Source organism: Pseudomonas sp. MS19, assembly GCF_013277615.1.
Lineage (GTDB): Bacteria > Pseudomonadota > Gammaproteobacteria > Pseudomonadales > Pseudomonadaceae > Aquipseudomonas > Aquipseudomonas marincola.
In genome coordinates this window covers 450,644-469,554 of record NZ_VBTO01000008.1, presented here as the reverse complement: position 1 = coordinate 469,554, position 18,911 = coordinate 450,644, and the positions used below count along the sequence as shown (strand labels likewise).

The following is an 18,911-nucleotide window of genomic DNA, read 5'->3' as shown; positions in this document are numbered from 1 at the left end:
CTCAACGGCCCACCGCAACTGCTTGAGTGTTCATGATGCGTGGGGTCAGGAAAATCAGCAACTCAGACTTCGAGTCCTGCACGATATCCCGACGGAACAAACGGCCGACATAAGGCACATCACCGAGGAATGGCACTTTCTCGACAGCCTTACGTTGAGTGTTGGAGAACACACCACCGATCACGATGGTTTCGCCATCCGACACCAGTACCTTGGCAACCACTTCGTTTTTGCGAATCGTCGGCGTGCCGTTTACCTGGTTGGCAAAGTCGGCCTCGTCCTTGTTCACTTTAACTTCCATGATGATGCGGTTGTCCGGGGTGATTTGCGGCGTCACTTCAAGCGAAAGAGCAGCTTCCACGAACTGAGTAGTGGTTGCACCGCTGGAGCTGGCTTCCTGATACGGAATCTCCGAACCCTTGAGGATGCGCGCCGTTTCTTTATCCGAGGTCACAACCTTGGGCTGGGAAACCACTTCACCGTTACCGGTCTTCTCCATGGCGGTCAGCTCAAGGTCAAGAATGGTGTTGTCAGTGATGAAACCGATACCCAGACCCGCTGTACGATTGGCAACGCCCAGATCCACGAACGGTACGTTCAGACCCACGTCATCACCGGTATTACCCGCCTCATCGCCTTGGTCGTCGTTACCGTAAAGGTTCCATTTACCGCCGCCAATAACCTTGGCACCGCCCCAACGTACGCCCAGCGACTTGTCGTAATCGACGCTCGCTTCAACGATACGTGCCTCGATCATTACCTGACGCACGGCCACGTCGAGCTGGGTCACGATACGGCGCAACTCGTCCAGACGCGTTTGAGTCTGGTAAGCGATGATGCTGTTGGTACGGTCATCGACAGTGATCGAGCCACGCTCATCAACAGAACCATCGGCGCTGGTGACCGACTGGAACAGCTTGGCCATGTCTGAAGCTTTGGCGTAGTTGACCTGAATCAGCTCGCGACGCAGCGGCGCCAGTTCGGCGATTTGCTTCTGCGACTCCAATTCCTGACGCTCGCGCGCCGCAATTTCATCGGCTGGCGCAACCAGCAGTACGTTACCGACTTTACGCTTGTCCAGACCTTTGGTTTTCAGCACCAGATCCAGCGCCTGATCCCAAGGCACATTCTGCAAGCGCAGGGTGATGTTGCCGGCAACCGTGTCACTGGCAACCAGATTGAGGTCGGTGAAGTCCGCAATCAGCTGCAGCACCGAACGCACGTCGATATCCTGGAAGTTAAGCGAAAGCTTCTCGCCGCTGTAAGCGAAACGATCTTCTTTGCGCTTTTCCTGATCAGCCTGAGTCAACGGCTTAACGCTGATGGTCAGCTTGTTATCCGTCTGGTAGGCGAGGTAATCGTAAAAGCCGGTCGGCTCAATGACCACGGTCGTGGAATCACCGCTGCCGCTCGAGTTAACGAACTGCACCGGCGTGGCGAAGTCTTTAACGTCGAGACGCACGCGCAGTGATTCAGCCAACTGAGTCTTGGCGAAGTTCAGGCGAATCTTGCCGCCCTGCTCCTGAATATCCGGGCTCACAGACGGGTCGGACAAGGTGATGACTACGTTGCCTTCACCCTGATCGCCACGCTGGAAATCGATATTGCGGATCGAACGAGTCGCCGCACCGTAAACCTTCGGAGCCGAGACCCGCGGCTGTGAGGTCACAACCGGCGCAGCAGGGGTTGCAGCCGCGCGAGCAACTGGCGCTGCCGCAGTGCCGGCACCCTCACCAATCAACACATACATGTTGTTGCCTTCAACACGGGTGCTGTAAGGCGCCAAGTTGGTCAGGTTGATGATCATGCGCGTGCGGTCATTGGCCTCAACCACGGTCACGCTGCGCGCATTACCCACACCCAGCTCACGATTCTTGCTGCCGAGCTTGTTGGTAACACCCGGCAAATCGAGCGCGATACGCGCAGGCTGCTCAATGGTGTAGCCACGCGGAGCGGCAACAGGTTCGTCAAACTGCAGTTTGAGTTCAACACGACCGCCCGGAAGCGATGCAACATCGAGATTCTGGAGGTCTGCTGCAAGCAGCACTGGCGATACCAGTGCGGCGAGCAGAGACACGCCTAGACGGGTTAGTGGCTTATTCATTCGCAGATTCCGTTTGGCAGACCGGTTATTTTTTTTCATCTTCACTCCGCTCATTTAAGAGCGCTCCTTTAGGGAGAGGCTACGCGGTCGTTCTAGCCAGCCACCTTCACCATCTGGAACGATTTCAATCACATCCACTTTGGAGTTATCAATCGCGACAATTCGCCCGTAGTTACGTCCCAGGTAATCCCCGACACGCACCCGGTGCACACCGCCAGCGCCGCTGACCAACGCGAACATTCCCCGGCTGTTCGAGAGCGTGCCGACCATTTCAAATACTTCAATATTGAAGCCTTCCAGAAACTGCTTAACCCGCGTTTCATCAGGTTTGATCAGCTTCGATCCTTTCGCCCGATTGACCAGCTCGATTTTCACCGGCGGCTGGAACGGGCTTCTCAGGCCTGCAGCTTTATAGGTAAAACTTTCATAAGGCTGGAAGATCGGCAGCGGCTCAATTGTGCCCTTCGGCTTGGCGCGCACCTCATCCATATACGATTGCAGGTCGGAGAAATCACTGCTCGAACCGCAACCACTAAGCCCCACAAACGCCACTAGCATCACGAGCTTTGAGTACTTCATTTCTCAAGCCCCTTATCGTTATAACGGTAGGTCTTCGCCAAAATCGACATGCGCAATTTGCTGGTACCGGTTTTCTCGGCCGGCACCACATCAAAGTCATGCAGCGTCACAATTCGCGGCAAGCTGGCCACACCACTGACGAACGTGGCGAGGTCGTGATAAGAACCGACGACACGGATCTGAATCGGCAGCTCGATGTAAAACTGTTGGGCTACCTCTGGCAGGAGTTTGATTTCTTCAAACTCAAGACCACTTCCCAGACCGGTGCGGGTTATGTCTTCAAGCAAGCCCGGAACTTCGGTATCACTTGGCAACTGCCGCAGCAGGGCACCAAACGATGTTTCCATCTCGGCCATCTGAGCCTTGTAGGCCTCAAGATTGGCAGCCTGGAACGCCTTGGCAGAGAACTGCTGCTTGAGCGTCTCTTCTTCCATCTGGCGCCGTTCCAGATCAGCCTGCATGTCTTTCAGGTGAAAGTTGTAACCCAAACCCAGCACCACAATGGCAAGCAGCAGGCTGGCAATAAACTTGACCGGGCCAGGCCATGAGCCGAGGTTATTCAGGTCAAGATCGTTGACATCTATCTTGCGTAGGCTGTCGAGCGAATCATTCAGGTTCATGGCTTCGCCTCCTCGCCGGCAAGGGCTGGCTGGGTCTGTTGCACGGTCAACTGGAATACGTTGGCCTGATCCAGCTCTGGCGATACTTCAGCCTGCGGATTCGGGCCAGCCGCTTTAACCTCGGTGAGGTTGGGTGCGGTCAGCCAATCCGATGCATCCATGTTGCGCATCAAGTTGGAAATGCGGTTGTTCGACTCTGCAGCGCCGACGACCGCAATGTTCTTGCCGGTCATTTTAACGCCAGTGAAATACACGCCATCAGGCAGGGTTCTGACCAGTTGATCGAACACACGACCGATAATCGGGCGGTTGCCCTGCAGGTCCTGAATGATCTTCATCCGTTCCAGCAGTTGTTGGCGACGCTTTTTCAGCTCGCTGATTTCTTTGATGCGGGTATCAAGGACTGCGATTTCCTTACGGACAAAATCGTTACGCGCATTTTGTCGCTCGATTGCACTGTCCAGAAACTGCCCACCCAAAAATACCGCGCCTGCGGCAACAGCAAATACACCGGCTAACGTAACCAGGAACCGCTGCTTGCGCTCTTCTCGGAGCTGCTCGCGCCAAGGTAGAAGGTTAATCCGCGCCATTAATCGAAACTCCTCATTGCCAGACCACAGGCAATCATCAATGCCGGAGCATCACTGGCCAGAGCGCCCGCATTGACCTTGCTGCTCAATGCCATGTCGGCGAATGGATTCGCCACCTGGGTTTGAGTGCCAAGGCGCTGCTGAATCAAGCGATCAAGATCAGGAATGGACGAGGTGCCACCCGCCAGCAAGATGTAATCGACATCGTTGAATTGTCCGGCAGCAAAGAAGAACTGCAACGAACGCGAGACTTGCTGCACAACCGCCTCTTTGAACGGCTGCAAAACCTCGCTGTCATAGTCATCCGGAAGACCGCCTTGCTTCTTCGCACGTCCAGCTTCCTCAACAGACAAGCCATAGCGACGCTGAATTTCTTCAGTCAGCTGCTTGCCGCCAAAGAGCTGCTCACGGGTGTAGATCGTGCGGCCTTTATGCAGAACGCTGAGCGTGGTCATGGTCGCGCCGATATCAACGATTGCGACCGTTTGATCGTTGTCGCCACTGCCCAATTGCTGCGCCAACAGATCGAACGAGCGCTCCAGCGCGTACGCTTCCACGTCGACGACCTTGGCGGTCAAGCCGGCAAGTGCCAGTGCAGCCTCACGAACTTCGACGTTCTCTTTACGGCAAGCCGCCAGCAAAACTTCAACTCGCTCGGCATTTCGCGGCGAGACGCCCTGCACTTCGAAATCAATCGAGACTTCTTCGAGCGGATAGGGAATGTACTGATCGGCTTCAATCTTTAACTGGTTCTCAAGATCGTCATCAGTCAGACCGGCTTCCATCTCGATGGTCTTGGTAATAACTGCAGACCCAGCGACTGCAACCGCAGCAGTCTTTAGATTGGTTTTTGCTTTTACCAATACTCTGGATATGGCCTGACCGACCCCCTCGAGCTCGGCGATGTTTTTCTCAACCACAGCATTTGGTGGGAGCGGCTCTACAGCATAAGCCTCTACTTTGTAGCGGCTTCCTGAGCGACTCAATTCGAGGAGCTTGACTGAGGTTGAGCTGATATCAATCCCCAGAAGCGTATTCGCTTTCTTATTGAAGAGCCCTAGCACGACCGTTTTCCTATTGGCATCCGCTACTTACGGAGTAATTATGTTTTTCCACATTAAATAACAGTCTTGACATAAGAGCAAATAGCTCCTCGGCAAAAAAAACCCTTATAATGTGATCAGTTTTTCGTTACGCCCCAATCTATTTCTTAACTCATTCTTTTATCTGGAAATCTAAACATTTTGATGCGCTTGCTGAAATTCTTTTGCTGGTCATGCGTTGCCATTTCCTGTGGACTGGTACTCAGTTTGAGCGGTGCGTTCCTCTATCTAAGCCCGAGCCTTCCTTCAGTTGACTCGCTACGCAGCATTCAACTGCAAATTCCTCTGCGAATTTTCAGCAGCGACGGCAAGCTGATTGCCGAGTTTGGCGAGATGCGTCGTTCGCCTATCACCTTCGCTGAAATCCCGACTGACTTCATCAATGCCTTGTTATCGGCAGAAGACGATAACTTTGAGCACCATTATGGCGTCGACCCCAGCAGCTTGATGCGCGCTGCCACGCAAATTTTGAAAAGTGGTCAAATCCAGACTGGTGGCTCGACCATCACCATGCAGGTCGCGAAAAACTACTTCCTTACCAGTGAGCGTAGCTTCTCCAGGAAAATCAACGAGATTTTGCTGGCTTTACAGATAGAACGTGAACTGAGTAAAGATGAGATTCTAGAGCTTTACGTCAATAAAATTTATCTGGGCCAGCGCTCCTACGGGATCGAGGCAGCGGCGCAGGTTTATTACGGCAAGTCCATGAAGGACCTGACCCTCGCCCAAATGGCCATGATTGCCGGCCTGCCGAAAGCACCTTCACGCTTCAACCCACTGGTAAACCCGACTCGCGCCAAAGAACGCCGCAACTGGATTCTGGGCCGCATGCTGCACCTGGGTAAAATTGATCAGGCGCGCTACGACGAAGCAGTCGCCGAGCCGATCGACGCCACTTACCATGTGCAGTCACCTGAGCTCAACGCGCCTTACGTAGCTGAAATGGCGCGGGCTGAAATGGTTGGCCGTTATGGCAGCGATGCCTACACCGATGGCTTCAATGTCACCACCACCATTCCCAGTGACTTGCAGCTGATTGCCAACAAGGCCGTTCACGAAGGCCTGATCGCCTATGACCAGCGTCATGGCTACCGCGGCCCGGAAAAGCAGTTCGCCAATCTCGACCTGCAAGGCTGGCAATCAGAGCTTGCCAAGCAAACCGTTCTCGGCGGCCTTGAGCCCGCCATCGTCACTCAGGTAGTGCCCAGCGGCCTGATGGTACTGACGCGCGAAGGCAAAGAGGAAGCGGTCGCATGGGACAGCATGAAGTGGGCGCGCCCTTTCATTAATACCAACAGCATGGGCCGCAACCCGCAGAAACCTGCCGATGTCGCCAAAGTCGGCGACCTGATCCGCGTCGAGCGTAAGGAAGATGGCAGCCTTAACTTTGTTCAATTGCCTCTGGCACAAAGTGCGCTGGTGTCCTTGGCCCCAAATACCGGCGCAATTCAGGCACTGGTTGGCGGCTTCTCGTTTGAGCAAAGCAACTACAACCGTGCAATCCAGGCCAAGCGCCAGCCAGGCTCGAGCTTCAAGCCATTCATTTACAGCGCCGCACTGGACAAGGGCTACACCGCCGCCACGCTGATCAATGACGCGCCGATTGTGTTTACCGATACCGGCAGCGATCAACCGTGGCGCCCAAAGAATGACAACAACACATTCCTTGGCCCCATACGCATGCGTGAAGCACTTTATAAGTCACGCAACCTCGTCTCGATTCGCTTGCTGCAAGCCATTGGCGTGCAGTATGCCCGCGACTACGCAAGCCGCTTTGGTCTGCCACTCGAAGATTTGCCACGCAACCTCTCGCTGGCACTCGGCACGGCTGACCTGACGCCGATGCAAATCGCTGGCGGCTGGTCGGTATTCGCCAACGGCGGCTATAAAACTGAGCCATACCTGATCCAGCGTATTGAAGACCGCACCGGCAAGGCCGTATTCATTGCCAATCCGCCGAGCGTTCCAACCGCCGAGCAGAAGGCCGACTCCAGCCTTGACCCGGACGAACTCAAGTCTGCCGATATTGCCAATCCAATCGCGGCGCCAGGCATCCAGAGGATTTCCAGCTCGACAGACTCGCAGCCAAAGGCAGACGACGAGTTGCCTGTGGAGGAACCTGCGATTGCAGAGCAGATTATTGATGAGCGCACCGCCTACATCATGACCAGCCTGCTGCAGGACGTAATCAAACGCGGCACAGGCCGTCGCGCCCTGGCGCTGGGCCGTGATGATCTGGCAGGCAAGACCGGCACCACCAACGAGTCGAAAGACAGCTGGTTCTCAGGCTACAACGCCGACTATGTCACCACTGTCTGGTCTGGCTTTGATCAGCCTGAAACCCTCGGTCGCCGTGAGTACGGCGGCACAGTGTCATTGCCGATCTGGATGAGCTTCATGGGCGCGGCACTAAAAGACAAGCCAAGCCATGAACTGCCAGAGCCAAGCGGCATTCTTACCCTGCGCGTAGACCCGGTCAGCGGGCGAGCAGCAGCGCCGGGAACGCCTGGCGCCTACTTTGAGTTGTTCAAGAGTGAAGACACGCCGCCTACCATGGGCGAGCTTGACCCGAATCTCGGCATTCCGGGCAGCCCGCTGCCGGCAGACGAGTCCGCACCAATCGACTTGTTCTGAAGTTAGTGCCGCCGCCATGAGTGCAATGCTCATGGCGGCGGCATCAAAATTGCACAGAAATAACAGTACCTAGCGCCCCTCTTACTCTTCACCTGAAACCTTGCATCTCAACGACTTCCCACAGTCCGCATCAGTTCAAGTGCGCGCTTTTTATCCATAGCGCTCAGGACTGGCTCAATGCGCCTGAACTAAAACCTCAGATCTACAGCCAGAAAACCTGAAACCAACTCAAACCAGTAGTTTTCTGGTTGCGAACTCTTTGCAAATATATGAAACATTATAGAAACAATCTTTCGTGCACAGAATTATATTAATGCATCACCGAACCACCACTTAAGTTCTGCTTTCGGCGATTGCAGGAAAATTCTCACTCCAAACCCCACGCATACTACAAGCACCACGGAATCGGCCTAATTATCAATTTAAGCCTCACTGTTAAAGTTGCCTTGAGCGTTAATAGTCTAAGCGCATTAGAAGTAGACGCCTAACACGTTGAAACTTGTTAACAATTTACTTGAGGCTTTTATGAAAAAATTAATCCTGACCGGTGCTGTATTAGCTGCAATGACAACCATGGGCGCCGCCCACGCTGTTACCAGTCCTAATAACACTGGCCAAATCAAATTCACCGGCGCTATCGCAGCAGCCTCATGCGACATGAATGTTGTCGTGAGTGGTGTGGTACAGCCAGGCGGCGTTGTTGACCTCGGCGTATGGACAATTAGCGACGTGTCGGCGGTAGGCGGCTTCGGTAACGCAGTCAGAATTCAGCTGCAGCCAGACGTGGCAACTTGTGACGTGGACCCAGAGGGCCTGACCACAGCCTTTATCAAAATTGACACCGCTACAACAGCCAGTGCAAACACTGACGTTGTAACCTCGCCTGAAACATCACTCACCAACGTGGGTGTTACCTTCACCATGGAAGACGATTCATCCATCGTTAACCAGCCAGGCTCGGCCCTGACTATGGCTAGCGACCCTAACGTTGACGCAACAACTGGTGCTATCAAATTCAAGGCTCGTCCTTATGCACTCAGCCAGTTCATCAATGGCGGCATCATTGGTGGCTCGGTCAACTACACCGTTGCTTATAACTAAGTAAACCGTGCTTTTATACGGCGCAATTCTGCGCCGTATATTTCATTAAAAAAATAACTCAACAAACCTGCTCTAAGTGCATGCTTGAGGTTTTATGTATTCCTATCTAAAAATAAGTCTATTCGGACTGCTATTCATAAGTGACGGAGTACTGGCCGCTAGCAATTTCAACACAGACTTCATTCAAGGCAAGTTCAATCAAAACACCGTTGACGATGCGCTTAATAAAGGCATCAACGATAAAGTCATTTATACGGTCAGCTTGAATGGTCGCACGCAGGGTAATTACTACTTCACCCGCAAAGCAGGTCGCCTGGTATTTGATGAGTCATTTCTGCAAAAAATTGCGCCTAGCCTCAATGCAAAAGCAGCGCGTGAGCTCAGAGCTGCTGCGAGCCTGGATCCACGCTCGCACGATTACAGCTTTACCGAAAACCTGGAAAACGGAACGCTTGAACTCTGGTACAGCGATGAGCTCATGGGCCGGGGGGTTGATCGTTATGCAGGCATGGAACTATCACCTTCGATCAACAGCACCACCTTTGACTACAACCTGGGTGGTAACTACTTCAAGAACGACGACACTAATGAGTCCGACGAAGCCATGCCGTTTAATGGCCACTTGCGTTCGAACTTTCGGGACAACATATTTAATCTGGATGCGTCCAGTACAGACTTAACTGATGAAAGCCTCGATATAGACAACATCAGCATCACCCGACTCTTTCCCAAACTTAAAAGTGAAGTCACTGTAGGCGAAACCTACACCAATACCCGCTACGGCGAAAACTTCAGCTTTGCAGGTGCGCAAATTGGTTATGTGACAGACCTGACTAGCCTCCGCGACCAGATGTACACCCCAAACATCCAGGGCTTCGCCGCCACCAACGCAACCGTTGAGGTGTATCAGGACTCACGCCTGCTATTCACCAAGGCCGTGGCCGCCGGTAATTTTGTGCTCGACGAAGTGGTGGGCTTGTCCAACCAGACACTGCGCGTAGTGGTGAAAGAGGCCAACGGCCAGGAACGCACTTTTTTCTACGATAACTCAGTGATTCCGGGCCTGCTCACACCAGGCAGTATCGACTACGAAGTGAGCGCCGGCCGCTACCGTTTCAGCGACCATGAATACGGCGACAACTTTGTCAGCGGTGAATACTCCTTCGGTACCGACCTCGTCACACCGTCGATCAACAGCATCATCGCCGAGAGTTACCAAAACGTAACGTTTGGCGCCGCTTTTCCGCTACAGAACCTGGGCGCTGTCGGGGTTGCGATGAGCAACTCACGCTACCGGCATGACGGCGACACCGATGTCGGCCAGAGCTACAACATCAATTACTCGAAGTACCTCAACAACGGCATTGATATTCAAATTGCGGGCTATCGCTACGCCACTGAAGATTACTTTGAATTCAATGACGCGATGGATGACAAGTACGGCGAGAACAATTTTCTCGGCTCTTTGCGCAGCCGCTATACCGCCAGTATTACCGGGCGCGACCCGCTCATGGACAACCAGCTTTCACTTAATTATCTGAAGGAACAGTACTGGGGCGAGAACCCGTCGCAAAGTACCTACTCGTTCAGTTATGGCGGTTATACACGCTGGCTTAGCTATACCGTTTCACTCTCACGTTCTTATGACGAGGAAACCGGTGACGCCGACAACAGCCTGACCCTAAGTTTGGACATCCCAATCGGCAATGATTATTCCTCGAGTGTTTACAGCCGATATACCAATCTTGACAACGAATCAGGCAACAGTGAAACAACAGAGGTTGGCTTGAATGGCTACTCAGGCGACAACAGCTACAACGTCGGCGTAACCCACGACAGCTCCGGCAATGGCGAAACCATATCTGGCGGCGTCAATCACTCCGGCGATCGCATTAGCGGCCAACTGTACGGCAGCACCAGCCCGGATAACCGCTCCGCTAGCGCCTCGATCAGCGGCAGCGTGATGTTCGCCCAGGGTGCAGTCCTTGCTACAAGCCGCCAATCGAAAACCTTCGCAGTGGCACAAGTGGATGGCGTCGAAAACGCCAGCGTAAACGGCACCGAAACCCAGGATAACGGCTACGCGCTGATACCGCTGAACGATCAATACGATCCGCAAGAAGTTCGTTTGAATGTGTCATCGCTGAGCAACAACGTGGTCGCAGATGACACCGTGGTCAATGTACGGCCACGTTCCGGCGCAGTGACTCTGGTGCAGTTCAAGACCAAGGCGGTCAAGTACTTCAACGCCGTGCTCAAAGACCAGAACGGCGAGTTACTCGGCTTCGGTACCGAAATCCAGAGCGACAGCGGCGAGCACTACTTTACCGGCAACAACGGGCGCCTGTTTATCCGCGTGAAGCTTGGAGATGGCTCTGAACTCGGGCCTTCCACACTGAAAGCGGTAGGCGGCTGCAGCTACGCCGTGGATCCAACAGCTATCAAGTCGCAACTTGATGAAGACTATATCGATTTAGGAACACTGCAATGTCAACTCAACGGCAAGCCAACTGCACCCAGCGCAAAAGCCACATCGCAAAAAAATTAAGCCTCTGCGCATGCGTCATGACGCTGTTGTGCTCGACAATGGCCAATGCAGCCTTTTCGCTTAATCGTACGCGGGTAATCGTGCCGGAAGGCTCTTCAAGCTCAGTGCAAGTTACAAACAACAGCGAGCTTGAGTACGGCCTGCAGGCGTGGCTTGAAAACGAAGACGGCAACGACGCCGGCAGCTTGGTTGTGGTCAGTCCGCAAATTCAAAAAGTTGCGCCTGGCAGCAAAGTTGTATTGCGCCTGATGACGTTCTCCCCGCCCTCAGACCGCGAACAACTTTATTACCTGAACGTACAGGAGTTGCCACCCAGCGATAGCGCGGCGGACAAGAACAAACTGTCCATGGCTATCCGTACCCGGATCAAGGTGTTGATTCGCCCGGCAGAAATTGCAGGCGACCGTAAAGACGCCGAAGCCAAGGTAACCGCGACACAAACCCGTGAGGGCCTGAAGCTGGTCAACACTACGCCTTACTATTTCTCGATTCCGCAAATCGTGGTCAACAAAAAAGGCATTAAAACCCCTGAAACAGCGGTCTTTGCCCCATTCCAGACCACGGTATTGCCACAGATAAAGCAAAAGACCTCGTCGATAGACATCATGTATCTGAGTGACTTTGGCGACGTCAGAAAATCGCTGATCTTAGTCAAATGATCAACATGCCAATCTTGATCAGCTCCGCGGCTGGCTGGGCCTGATGATGCTCAGAACACTCAGCATCATCGCTATGAGCATGACACTGCTCATGAGCCAATTAGCGCACGCCGGCCTGTTCATTGATCGCACCCGGGTCATCGTCGTGGCGGGCAGTTCCAGCGCATTCGATATTGGCAACGACACCCAAGCGCCTTACGCGATGCAGGCCTGGGTGACAGACCCTGAAGGTAATGAGCCAGGGCGCAATGTTCAGGTCAGCCCGTCTTTTTCGATGATTGCAGAAGATAGCAAGCAGCCCCTGAGGTTGGTCAGCTTTGCCGAAGAGAGCAAGCAAGAACAGCTGTATTACCTGTATGTGCAGGAAATACCGCCGAAAGCCGAGGCCGCTAAAAGCGAGAGCCTGATGCAGATTGCCCTGCGCTACAAGATCAAGGTGTTCGTCCGGCCCGAGTCAATTAGCGAGGAAAGGCGCGGCGCAGAAAATCAGCTGGTGGCCAAGTACACCAGCACGGGGCTTGAGCTCACAAACCCAACGCCTTACTACTTTGCGCTAACCCAATTCGAGATTGGCAAAAAGGTTTATCACAACGATGAGATGGGACTGTTCAAACCATTCAGCACGGTTGAGATAGACAACGTAAGCAACCACGCAGACGAGATAAACATTAGCTACCTCAGTGATCGTGGTGGGCTTAGAACAACACTAATCAAGGCTGAATAGTCACTGAGGACACGATGAAAAAAATGGAATTGTACAGCCCTGCAAAATCCGCACTTATCAGCCCGGTGTTGTACGGCCTGCTTAGTTTGCTATTCAGCGGTTCTGCTCACGCCGCATCAGACCGTCTCTGCGTACCTGATGATGGCGCCTCACAGATACAGTACAACGTGACTGATGCTTTCAACTCGTCTGAGAACGAAGCCGGCAATATTGTTATCTATCGCACACAGCAGGACAGCGGCGGCAGACGAACGTTTACCTGTACGTGTAGCAATACCAACGCAAGCGTTCTGCATTATTTCAGCGCGCAATCACCATTCTCTTATTACGCAGCCGACAACCTTCAATGGTTGAAGGTTAATCCGTCGTTCTCCACGGCAGTAGAGATTTACGTCTACAACTCAACTGGTGGCAGCGTTCAGAAAAACTATCACAGCGTGCCTTTCACCGGCGTTACCAACAACGTTTCGGCTGAGTGCAATACAACAGGTTCTGCCAGTACAGCCACCAAGGGCAAGGTATCGGTCAAGCTTGAAAAGCGCGTAGTCGGCACGCTGGCTTTCAATGGCACGGTAGCTCGGGTCTGGCACTACCGGCGGCCAAACTATGTCAACCCTGGCGACCCGGTCTCCGCTATTGTTAACTTGAAGATTGACGTGGAAGTGCCGGCAAATTGCGCGTTGCGTGCGGGCTCGGTATTGACTGTGCCGTTCGGAACCTTGCAATCCTCGCAGTTTAACGGCGTTACCTACCCCAACCCACCGAACAACTTCACACCCAAGCCCGTAGATCTGGCTTTCGATTGTGACTTCAGCTCAGAGATCCTTTCACTGCAGTTGAACGCCGATCAGGACGCGCCGGGCCAGGGAATTAAAGTACAAGGGCGCACCGATCTTTCGGTCATCATCACCGATGAAGACGGCACGGTTTTGCCACCGAACCAGAAGGCCGGTGAAGTCGTGGTCGACAGTGATATGAAAACCTCCACCCTGCACCTCAAAGCCCACCCAAGCAATCCTTCAGCGACCCTGCCAACGCCCGGCGAATTTACCGCTACGGCCGTGATCCAGCTGGACATCAAATAACACCGAAGCGCCGCTCGACCTGCCCCAAAAGACTACTGCGCAAGATGCAAAAAGCCCCCTGAAGGCGAACCGTCAGGGGGCTTTTTGTTGAGAGACCAATAACTATTTGGTCACTCGCATCAACTCACTTTCAGCCTTTGAACACATCGTCCACAGACTGCAGCGGGTAGTGCTTCGGATACGGCAGTGTGGCCACACCGCTCTCGATGGCAGCTTTGGCGACTGCGTCGGAGATCAGCGTAATCAGACGTGCATCCATCGGCTTCGGAATGATGTATTCACGGCCGAATGACAACTCGATGCCGCCGTAAGCCTCACAGACTTCCTTAGGCACTGGCAGCTTGGCCAGTTCACGCAGCGCGTTGGCCGCCGCGATTTTCATCTCTTCGTTGATACGGGTTGCGCGAACGTCCAACGCACCACGGAAGATGAACGGGAAGCCGAGAACGTTATTGACCTGGTTCGGGTAATCGGAACGACCGGTTGCCATGATCACGTCATCACGGGTGGCATGCGCCAGCTCTGGCTTGATTTCCGGATCCGGGTTCGAGCATGCAAACACGATAGGCGAAGGGCCCATGCGCAGTAGGTCTTCAGGGCTGAGCAGGTCAGGACCCGACAGGCCGACGAATACGTCAGCACCATCCAATGCGTCCGACAATGTGCGCTTCGGCGTTTCGGTGGCGAACACAGCCTTGTACTGATTGAGGTCATCACGGCCTGCATGAATCACACCTTTACGGTCGATCATGTAGATGTTCTCGACCTTGGCGCCCATGCTGACCAACAACTTCATGCACGAGATTGCCGCAGCGCCTGCACCCAGGCACACGATCTTCGCTTGCTCGATGGTTTTGCCAGCGATTTCCAATGCGTTGAGCATACCGGCAGCGGTTACGATCGCAGTACCGTGCTGGTCATCGTGGAAAACCGGAATGTCGCACTGCTCGATCAGCGCACGCTCGATCTCAAAGCACTCAGGCGCCTTGATGTCTTCGAGGTTGATGCCGCCGAAGGTGATCGAAATACGTTTTACCGTGTCGATGAATGCCTGCGGGCTTTCCGAATCCACTTCGATATCGAATACGTCAATACCGGCGAAGCGCTTGAACAGAACGCCTTTACCTTCCATTACGGGCTTGGAAGCGAGTGGGCCGAGGTTACCCAGACCGAGAATGGCAGTACCGTCGGAAATTACAGCGACCAGATTGCCCTTACCGGTGTATTGGTAAGCCAGCTCGGGATCACGCGCAATCTCACGCACAGGAGCAGCAACGCCTGGGCTGTAAGCCAACGAAAGGTCACGTGCCGTGGCAGTCGGCTTGGTCAGCTCTACACTCAACTTACCCGGGCGGGGCTGAGCGTGGTACTCGAGAGCGGCGGTTTTTAGATCAGACATATTGGAATTTCCGCTTTAGGCTGTTGAACAGGCAGGCGGCCGAGGATACGCAAGTTGTATACACTTTTACAAGACTGATCAGTCAGTCGGCATACCAAGGCTTACCCGGCTATCCTTGCCCGGTGATTAGGACCCCTCGATTATTACCTAGCTAAGGAAATGCGCACCAGTGCCAACGGGCCTTTTTTCTATTACAAAGTGGTTTTAACTGATGACAGCGTTTCGATCATGGTCGGATGGGTCAGAATCAGCATCCAACGCGCGCGCCCGACCTTATTTCGACCGCGCGAAGCTCTGTCGACCACCCAACCGCGCGCAATGACCTCCCGCCCCACATAATTTGCCAGCGACTCGCGCTTGAACGATTTCAGCGCCTGCCCGTCAATGCGAATCACCGCAGCCCCTAACTCAAGCCAGGCACCTTGCGCATTAACCTGCACCTTGCGCACCCGCGCCCTGATTTGCCTGAAACCACCATGAGTCAACTCTTCGGGAGCCTGCAGCACCGGCTGGCGCCAAACACCCGCGTTCTGTTCACGGGCGAACTGCTGGGCGGCCAGCTGACAATCCAGCAGCGCCAGATTGGGCGCAATAGCTATCTGGTAACCGAGCCCGCTTGCGAGCAACTGCGCCTCGATATTGCGCCCGGCGCCGTCAAACACATGGGCCAGCGTGCGCCCGTAGCGGTCATGGCGCTGCGCACCATATTGCAGGCCGACTTGCCCATCACTGGCATCCAGAAGGGCCTGAAGACGGCGCTGCGCTGCGACGGCGAATGGCTCAGCGGTTTGACCTTTGCGGCCTAGCTCCGGGGTGTTGATGCCGATCAGGCGAACACTGCGACCATCAACTAGGCGCAAGGTATCGCCGTCGACCACCCGCTTGACCGAAACGTAGGTAAGCTCCTCGCTGGCCGAACAAAACGCCTGAGGCTGTATTTGCGCCTGCACCTGCGCTGCAAAAAACGCAGGCATAAAAAAAGCGCCCACAAGGGACGCTTTTTTCACACACAAGAAGCAGACCATAAGGTCGCTCCTGGCTGTTTGGCTGCTTACTTGGTAGCGCCGAACACACCGAAACGCTGCTTGAAGCGGTCGATACGGCCGCCAGCGTCGAGGACTTTCTGCTTACCGGTGTAGAACGGGTGGCACTCAGAGCAAACGTCCAGGCTCAATGGCTTAGCCAGAGTCGAACGAGTTTCGATCACGTTACCGCAGCTGCAAGTAGCTTCGATAGCGACGTATTCTGGATGGATATCAGCTTTCATGGGGTATACCTCAATATATGTGCCGCCACCTGACCCTATGTCAGATACCGCACAGAAATAGGCCGCGGATGATAACAGACTCAAGCGCTGATGCAAGATCACGTGACTGCCAGCCGTCGCCTGCAGCCATGCTAATATCCTGACCTTTGTTTGCGGAGTCACCGCGTGCCCAACGCCATTCTGCGCCTCGCCCTGCCCTCGCCGCTACGCCGCCTGTTCGATTATCTGGCGCCGGTTGGCGTGTCTGTCGATACCCTGCAGCCAGGCATGCGCGTGCGTGTGCCCTTCGGCCGCCGCGAAATGATTGGCGTTTTGATCGAGGTCAGCGCACACAGCGATGTGCCTGCCGACAAGCTCAAGCCAGCCCTTGAGGTACTGGATGAAACAGCGCCCATGCCGCCGGCCTTTTTCCGGCTGTGCATGTGGACCGCGCAGTACTACCAGCACAGTATTGGCGACACCTTCAGTTGGGCATTGCCGACGCTACTGCGTCAGGGCGAGCCTGCGATCGCGCGTCAGGAGCGCTTCTGGTCAATCGCGCCGGGCGCCGACCTTGAAGACCCGCGCCTTAATCGCGCACCGCGCCAGCGCCAGGCGCTGAAAACCATCGCCCAGCATCCGCATGGGGTTGCCCATTCGCTACTCAGCCAACTGCAACTGAGTAAAGACAGCCTCGAACAACTCAAAGACAAAGGTCTGGTGGTGGTTGAAACACGCCAACATGCGCCAAGTGCCCGACACAGTAATTGGCTGGCGCAGCCCGAGCTGCCGCTCAATGAGGAGCAACTCACCGCCTCGACAGCTGTGCAAGAAGGTTTTGGTCGTTATGGTGCCTATTTGCTGGCAGGTGTGACGGGCAGCGGTAAAACCGAGGTTTACCTGCAACTCATTCATCAGACACTGCAGGCGGGCAAGCAAGCGCTGGTACTCATCCCGGAAATCAACCTCGGCCCGCAAACACTCGCGCGCTTCGAGCGCCGCTTCAACGCCAGAATCGCCCTGCTGCACTCCGCAGTGAATGACCGTGACCGGCTCGATGCGTGGCTCGCTGCCCGCGACGGCGATGCCGACATCATTATCGGCACCCGCTCGGCGCTGTTCACCCCGATGAAAAATCCGGGTTTGATCATCATCGACGAAGAACATGACGCCTCCTATAAACAGCAGGAAGGCTTGCGCTATCACGCCAGGGATCTGGCGCTGGTTCGCGCGCATCAGGAAAACGTGCCGATTGTGCTCGGCTCGGCCACGCCGTCATTAGAGACTTTGCACAACGCCACCAGCGGGCGTTATCAGTTGCTCAAGCTCAACAAGCGGGCGGGCGGTGCATTGCCTCCGCGCTTCCTGCGTCTGGATGTAAAAAGCCTGCCGCTGGACTCCGGCATATCGGGGCCCATGCAGCAGGCGATTAGCCAAACGCTGGCTGCCGGCCAACAGGTGCTGGTGTTCCTCAACCGGCGCGGTTTTGCCCCGACTCTGTTGTGTCACGATTGCGGCTGGCTGTCGGAATGTCCGCGCTGCGACGCCCGCATGACGGTGCACCAGCGCTCCAACGAACTGCGCTGCCACCACTGCGGTCATGCCGAGCGTCAGCCGCGCAACTGCCCCAAATGCCAGCGCGTGGACTTGCGCCCGGTGGGTGCAGGCACTGAGCGTGCGGAAGAACGGCTGGCCACGCTGTTTCCGGATGTACCGGTCCTGCGCGTCGACCGCGACAGCACCTCGCGCAAGGACGCCATGAACAACTTGCTGACCACCATTGAGCGTGGAGAGCCTTGTATTCTGGTCGGCACTCAGATGCTGGCCAAAGGGCACCACTTCCCACGCGTTACGCTGGTGGCCATTCTTGATGCCGACGGCGGGCTCTTCTCTGCTGACTTCCGCGCCAGCGAACGCATGGCGCAACTCATCGTTCAAGTTGCCGGCCGCGCCGGGCGAGCCGAAGAGGCTGGCAAGGTGATTATCCAGAGCCATCTGGCCGATCACCCGTTGCTGGTCCAGCTTACCGAGCAAGGCTACTTCGCCTTTGCCGAACAGGCCCTGACCGAGCGCCGCGACGCCGGCTTGCCGCCGTTTTGTCACTTGGCCCTGCTGCGTGCAGAAGCCCACAAACCAGGTCAGGCCGAAGGATTTCTCGACGAAGCCTGCGCTGAAGCCGAAATGCTTCTTGGCGAATTGCAACTTGAAGGCATCGAATTACTGGGACCGGTGCCCGCGCCAATGGAGCGCCGCGCCGGACGCTATCGGGCGCAGTTACTGATTCAATCTGCCGCACGTGCGCCCTTGCACCGTCTTTTACATGCATGGCTCGCCGCAATGGAACAGATGCCCAGCGGCCGTGCAGTGCGCTGGTCGCTGGATGTCGACCCGATTGACCTGTTTTAAGCCGCGCCGCTTTTCTCTACGCCAAACGCGCAAAAATACCCGATAATTGCCTGTTTACCTGCCATTGATAGGTTGAAGCTTGAAGCCGCAGGCCCAAGCCGCCGATAATGCAG

Annotated in this window: 15 protein-coding genes; 7 read left to right on the top strand and 8 right to left on the bottom strand. The window is 54.9% G+C overall.

From position 1 onward, the window contains the following. Window position 1 precedes the first annotated feature (1 nt). From pilQ to FEZ62_RS09365, 5 genes are read right to left on the bottom strand one after another with little or no spacing between them, the layout of a single operon-like run. Window positions 2-2,104, bottom strand: a complete 2,103-nt coding sequence (gene pilQ / locus FEZ62_RS09385) for a type IV pilus secretin PilQ (RefSeq protein ID WP_172927472.1) — start codon at window positions 2,102-2,104, stop codon at window positions 2-4. A 54-nt stretch (window positions 2,105-2,158) separates the two neighbouring features. Continuing rightward, window positions 2,159-2,683: a type 4a pilus biogenesis lipoprotein PilP gene (gene pilP / locus FEZ62_RS09380; RefSeq protein ID WP_069898370.1), complete on the bottom strand. Its 525-nt coding sequence runs from the start codon at window positions 2,681-2,683 to the stop codon at window positions 2,159-2,161. Beyond that, the gene (pilO, locus tag FEZ62_RS09375; protein ID WP_069898371.1) at window positions 2,680-3,303 is read right to left on the bottom strand and encodes a type 4a pilus biogenesis protein PilO; all 624 of its coding nucleotides are present in this window, start codon (window positions 3,301-3,303) and stop codon (window positions 2,680-2,682) included. Before pilO ends, pilP begins: the two co-directional genes overlap by 4 nt. Then, window positions 3,300-3,893 (bottom strand): PilN domain-containing protein, encoded by a 594-nt coding sequence (locus tag FEZ62_RS09370; RefSeq protein WP_069898372.1) that lies wholly within the window; start codon window positions 3,891-3,893, stop codon window positions 3,300-3,302. The genes pilO and FEZ62_RS09370 overlap by 4 nt, the downstream gene beginning before the upstream one ends. Continuing rightward, window positions 3,893-4,957 (bottom strand): pilus assembly protein PilM, encoded by a 1,065-nt coding sequence (locus FEZ62_RS09365; RefSeq protein WP_069898373.1) that lies wholly within the window; start codon window positions 4,955-4,957, stop codon window positions 3,893-3,895. The genes FEZ62_RS09370 and FEZ62_RS09365 overlap by 1 nt, the downstream gene beginning before the upstream one ends. 180 nt (window positions 4,958-5,137) lie before the next feature. On the opposite strand from FEZ62_RS09365, the gene FEZ62_RS09360 reads away from it, so the two are divergent. The 6 genes from FEZ62_RS09360 to FEZ62_RS09335 all read left to right on the top strand — a co-directional run bounded on the left by FEZ62_RS09360 (window position 5,138) and on the right by FEZ62_RS09335 (window position 13,747). After that, a complete protein-coding gene (locus FEZ62_RS09360; RefSeq protein ID WP_172927471.1) occupies window positions 5,138-7,630 on the top strand; it encodes a penicillin-binding protein 1A in 2,493 nt (830 codons plus the stop codon). A gap of 525 nt (window positions 7,631-8,155) precedes the next feature. After that, on the top strand, window positions 8,156-8,731 hold the full coding sequence (locus FEZ62_RS09355) for a type 1 fimbrial protein (protein WP_172927470.1): 576 nt from the start codon (window positions 8,156-8,158) through the stop codon (window positions 8,729-8,731). 94 nt (window positions 8,732-8,825) lie between these two features. Beyond that, window positions 8,826-11,279 carry a fimbria/pilus outer membrane usher protein gene (locus FEZ62_RS09350; RefSeq protein ID WP_172927469.1) on the top strand — a complete coding sequence of 818 codons (2,454 nt, stop codon included), beginning with the start codon at window positions 8,826-8,828 and terminating at the stop codon, window positions 11,277-11,279. 17 nt (window positions 11,280-11,296) lie between these two features. Continuing rightward, entirely contained in the window at window positions 11,297-11,938 is a 642-nt protein-coding gene (locus tag FEZ62_RS09345; protein ID WP_172927468.1) for a fimbria/pilus periplasmic chaperone, read from the top strand. 91 nt (window positions 11,939-12,029) lie between these two features. Further along, complete coding sequence (locus FEZ62_RS09340; RefSeq protein ID WP_172927467.1) at window positions 12,030-12,662, top strand: molecular chaperone; 633 nt, start codon at window positions 12,030-12,032, stop codon at window positions 12,660-12,662. Window positions 12,663-12,676: 14 nt separating this feature from the next. Beyond that, a complete protein-coding gene (locus FEZ62_RS09335) occupies window positions 12,677-13,747 on the top strand; it encodes a fimbrial protein (RefSeq protein WP_172927466.1) in 1,071 nt (356 codons plus the stop codon). 130 nt (window positions 13,748-13,877) lie between these two features. Here FEZ62_RS09335 and FEZ62_RS09330 read toward each other — a convergent pair whose 3' ends face one another. The 3 genes from FEZ62_RS09330 to rpmE all read right to left on the bottom strand — a co-directional run bounded on the left by FEZ62_RS09330 (window position 13,878) and on the right by rpmE (window position 16,413). After that, on the bottom strand, window positions 13,878-15,146 hold the full coding sequence (locus FEZ62_RS09330; RefSeq protein WP_069898381.1) for a malic enzyme-like NAD(P)-binding protein: 1,269 nt from the start codon (window positions 15,144-15,146) through the stop codon (window positions 13,878-13,880). A gap of 191 nt (window positions 15,147-15,337) precedes the next feature. Beyond that, a complete protein-coding gene (locus FEZ62_RS09325) occupies window positions 15,338-16,120 on the bottom strand; it encodes a thermonuclease family protein (RefSeq protein WP_242454919.1) in 783 nt (260 codons plus the stop codon). A 77-nt stretch (window positions 16,121-16,197) separates the two neighbouring features. Further along, window positions 16,198-16,413, bottom strand: coding sequence for a 50S ribosomal protein L31 (gene rpmE, locus FEZ62_RS09320; RefSeq protein ID WP_069898383.1), 216 nt, complete (start codon window positions 16,411-16,413; stop codon window positions 16,198-16,200). 165 nt (window positions 16,414-16,578) lie between these two features. Here rpmE and FEZ62_RS09315 point away from each other — a divergent pair, with 165 nt between their 5' ends. Continuing rightward, window positions 16,579-18,798, top strand: coding sequence for a primosomal protein N' (locus tag FEZ62_RS09315; protein WP_172927464.1), 2,220 nt, complete (start codon window positions 16,579-16,581; stop codon window positions 18,796-18,798). Window positions 18,799-18,911: the final 113 nt, after the last annotated feature.

Coding starts and splice junctions, on each gene's coding strand:
- FEZ62_RS09355 (WP_172927470.1), top strand. CDS start 8,156: ATGAAAAAATTAATCCTGACCGGTGCTGTATTAGCTGCAATGACAACC.
- FEZ62_RS09345 (WP_172927468.1), top strand. CDS start 11,297: ATGACGCTGTTGTGCTCGACAATGGCCAATGCAGCCTTTTCGCTTAAT.
- rpmE (WP_069898383.1), bottom strand. CDS start 16,413: ATGAAAGCTGATATCCATCCAGAATACGTCGCTATCGAAGCTACTTGC.
- pilP (WP_069898370.1), bottom strand. CDS start 2,683: ATGAAGTACTCAAAGCTCGTGATGCTAGTGGCGTTTGTGGGGCTTAGT.
- pilO (WP_069898371.1), bottom strand. CDS start 3,303: ATGAACCTGAATGATTCGCTCGACAGCCTACGCAAGATAGATGTCAAC.
- FEZ62_RS09335 (WP_172927466.1), top strand. CDS start 12,677: ATGAAAAAAATGGAATTGTACAGCCCTGCAAAATCCGCACTTATCAGC.
- FEZ62_RS09340 (WP_172927467.1), top strand. CDS start 12,030: ATGAGCCAATTAGCGCACGCCGGCCTGTTCATTGATCGCACCCGGGTC.
- FEZ62_RS09350 (WP_172927469.1), top strand. CDS start 8,826: ATGTATTCCTATCTAAAAATAAGTCTATTCGGACTGCTATTCATAAGT.
- FEZ62_RS09370 (WP_069898372.1), bottom strand. CDS start 3,893: ATGGCGCGGATTAACCTTCTACCTTGGCGCGAGCAGCTCCGAGAAGAG.
- FEZ62_RS09325 (WP_242454919.1), bottom strand. CDS start 16,120: ATGCCTGCGTTTTTTGCAGCGCAGGTGCAGGCGCAAATACAGCCTCAG.
- pilQ (WP_172927472.1), bottom strand. CDS start 2,104: ATGAATAAGCCACTAACCCGTCTAGGCGTGTCTCTGCTCGCCGCACTG.
- FEZ62_RS09330 (WP_069898381.1), bottom strand. CDS start 15,146: ATGTCTGATCTAAAAACCGCCGCTCTCGAGTACCACGCTCAGCCCCGC.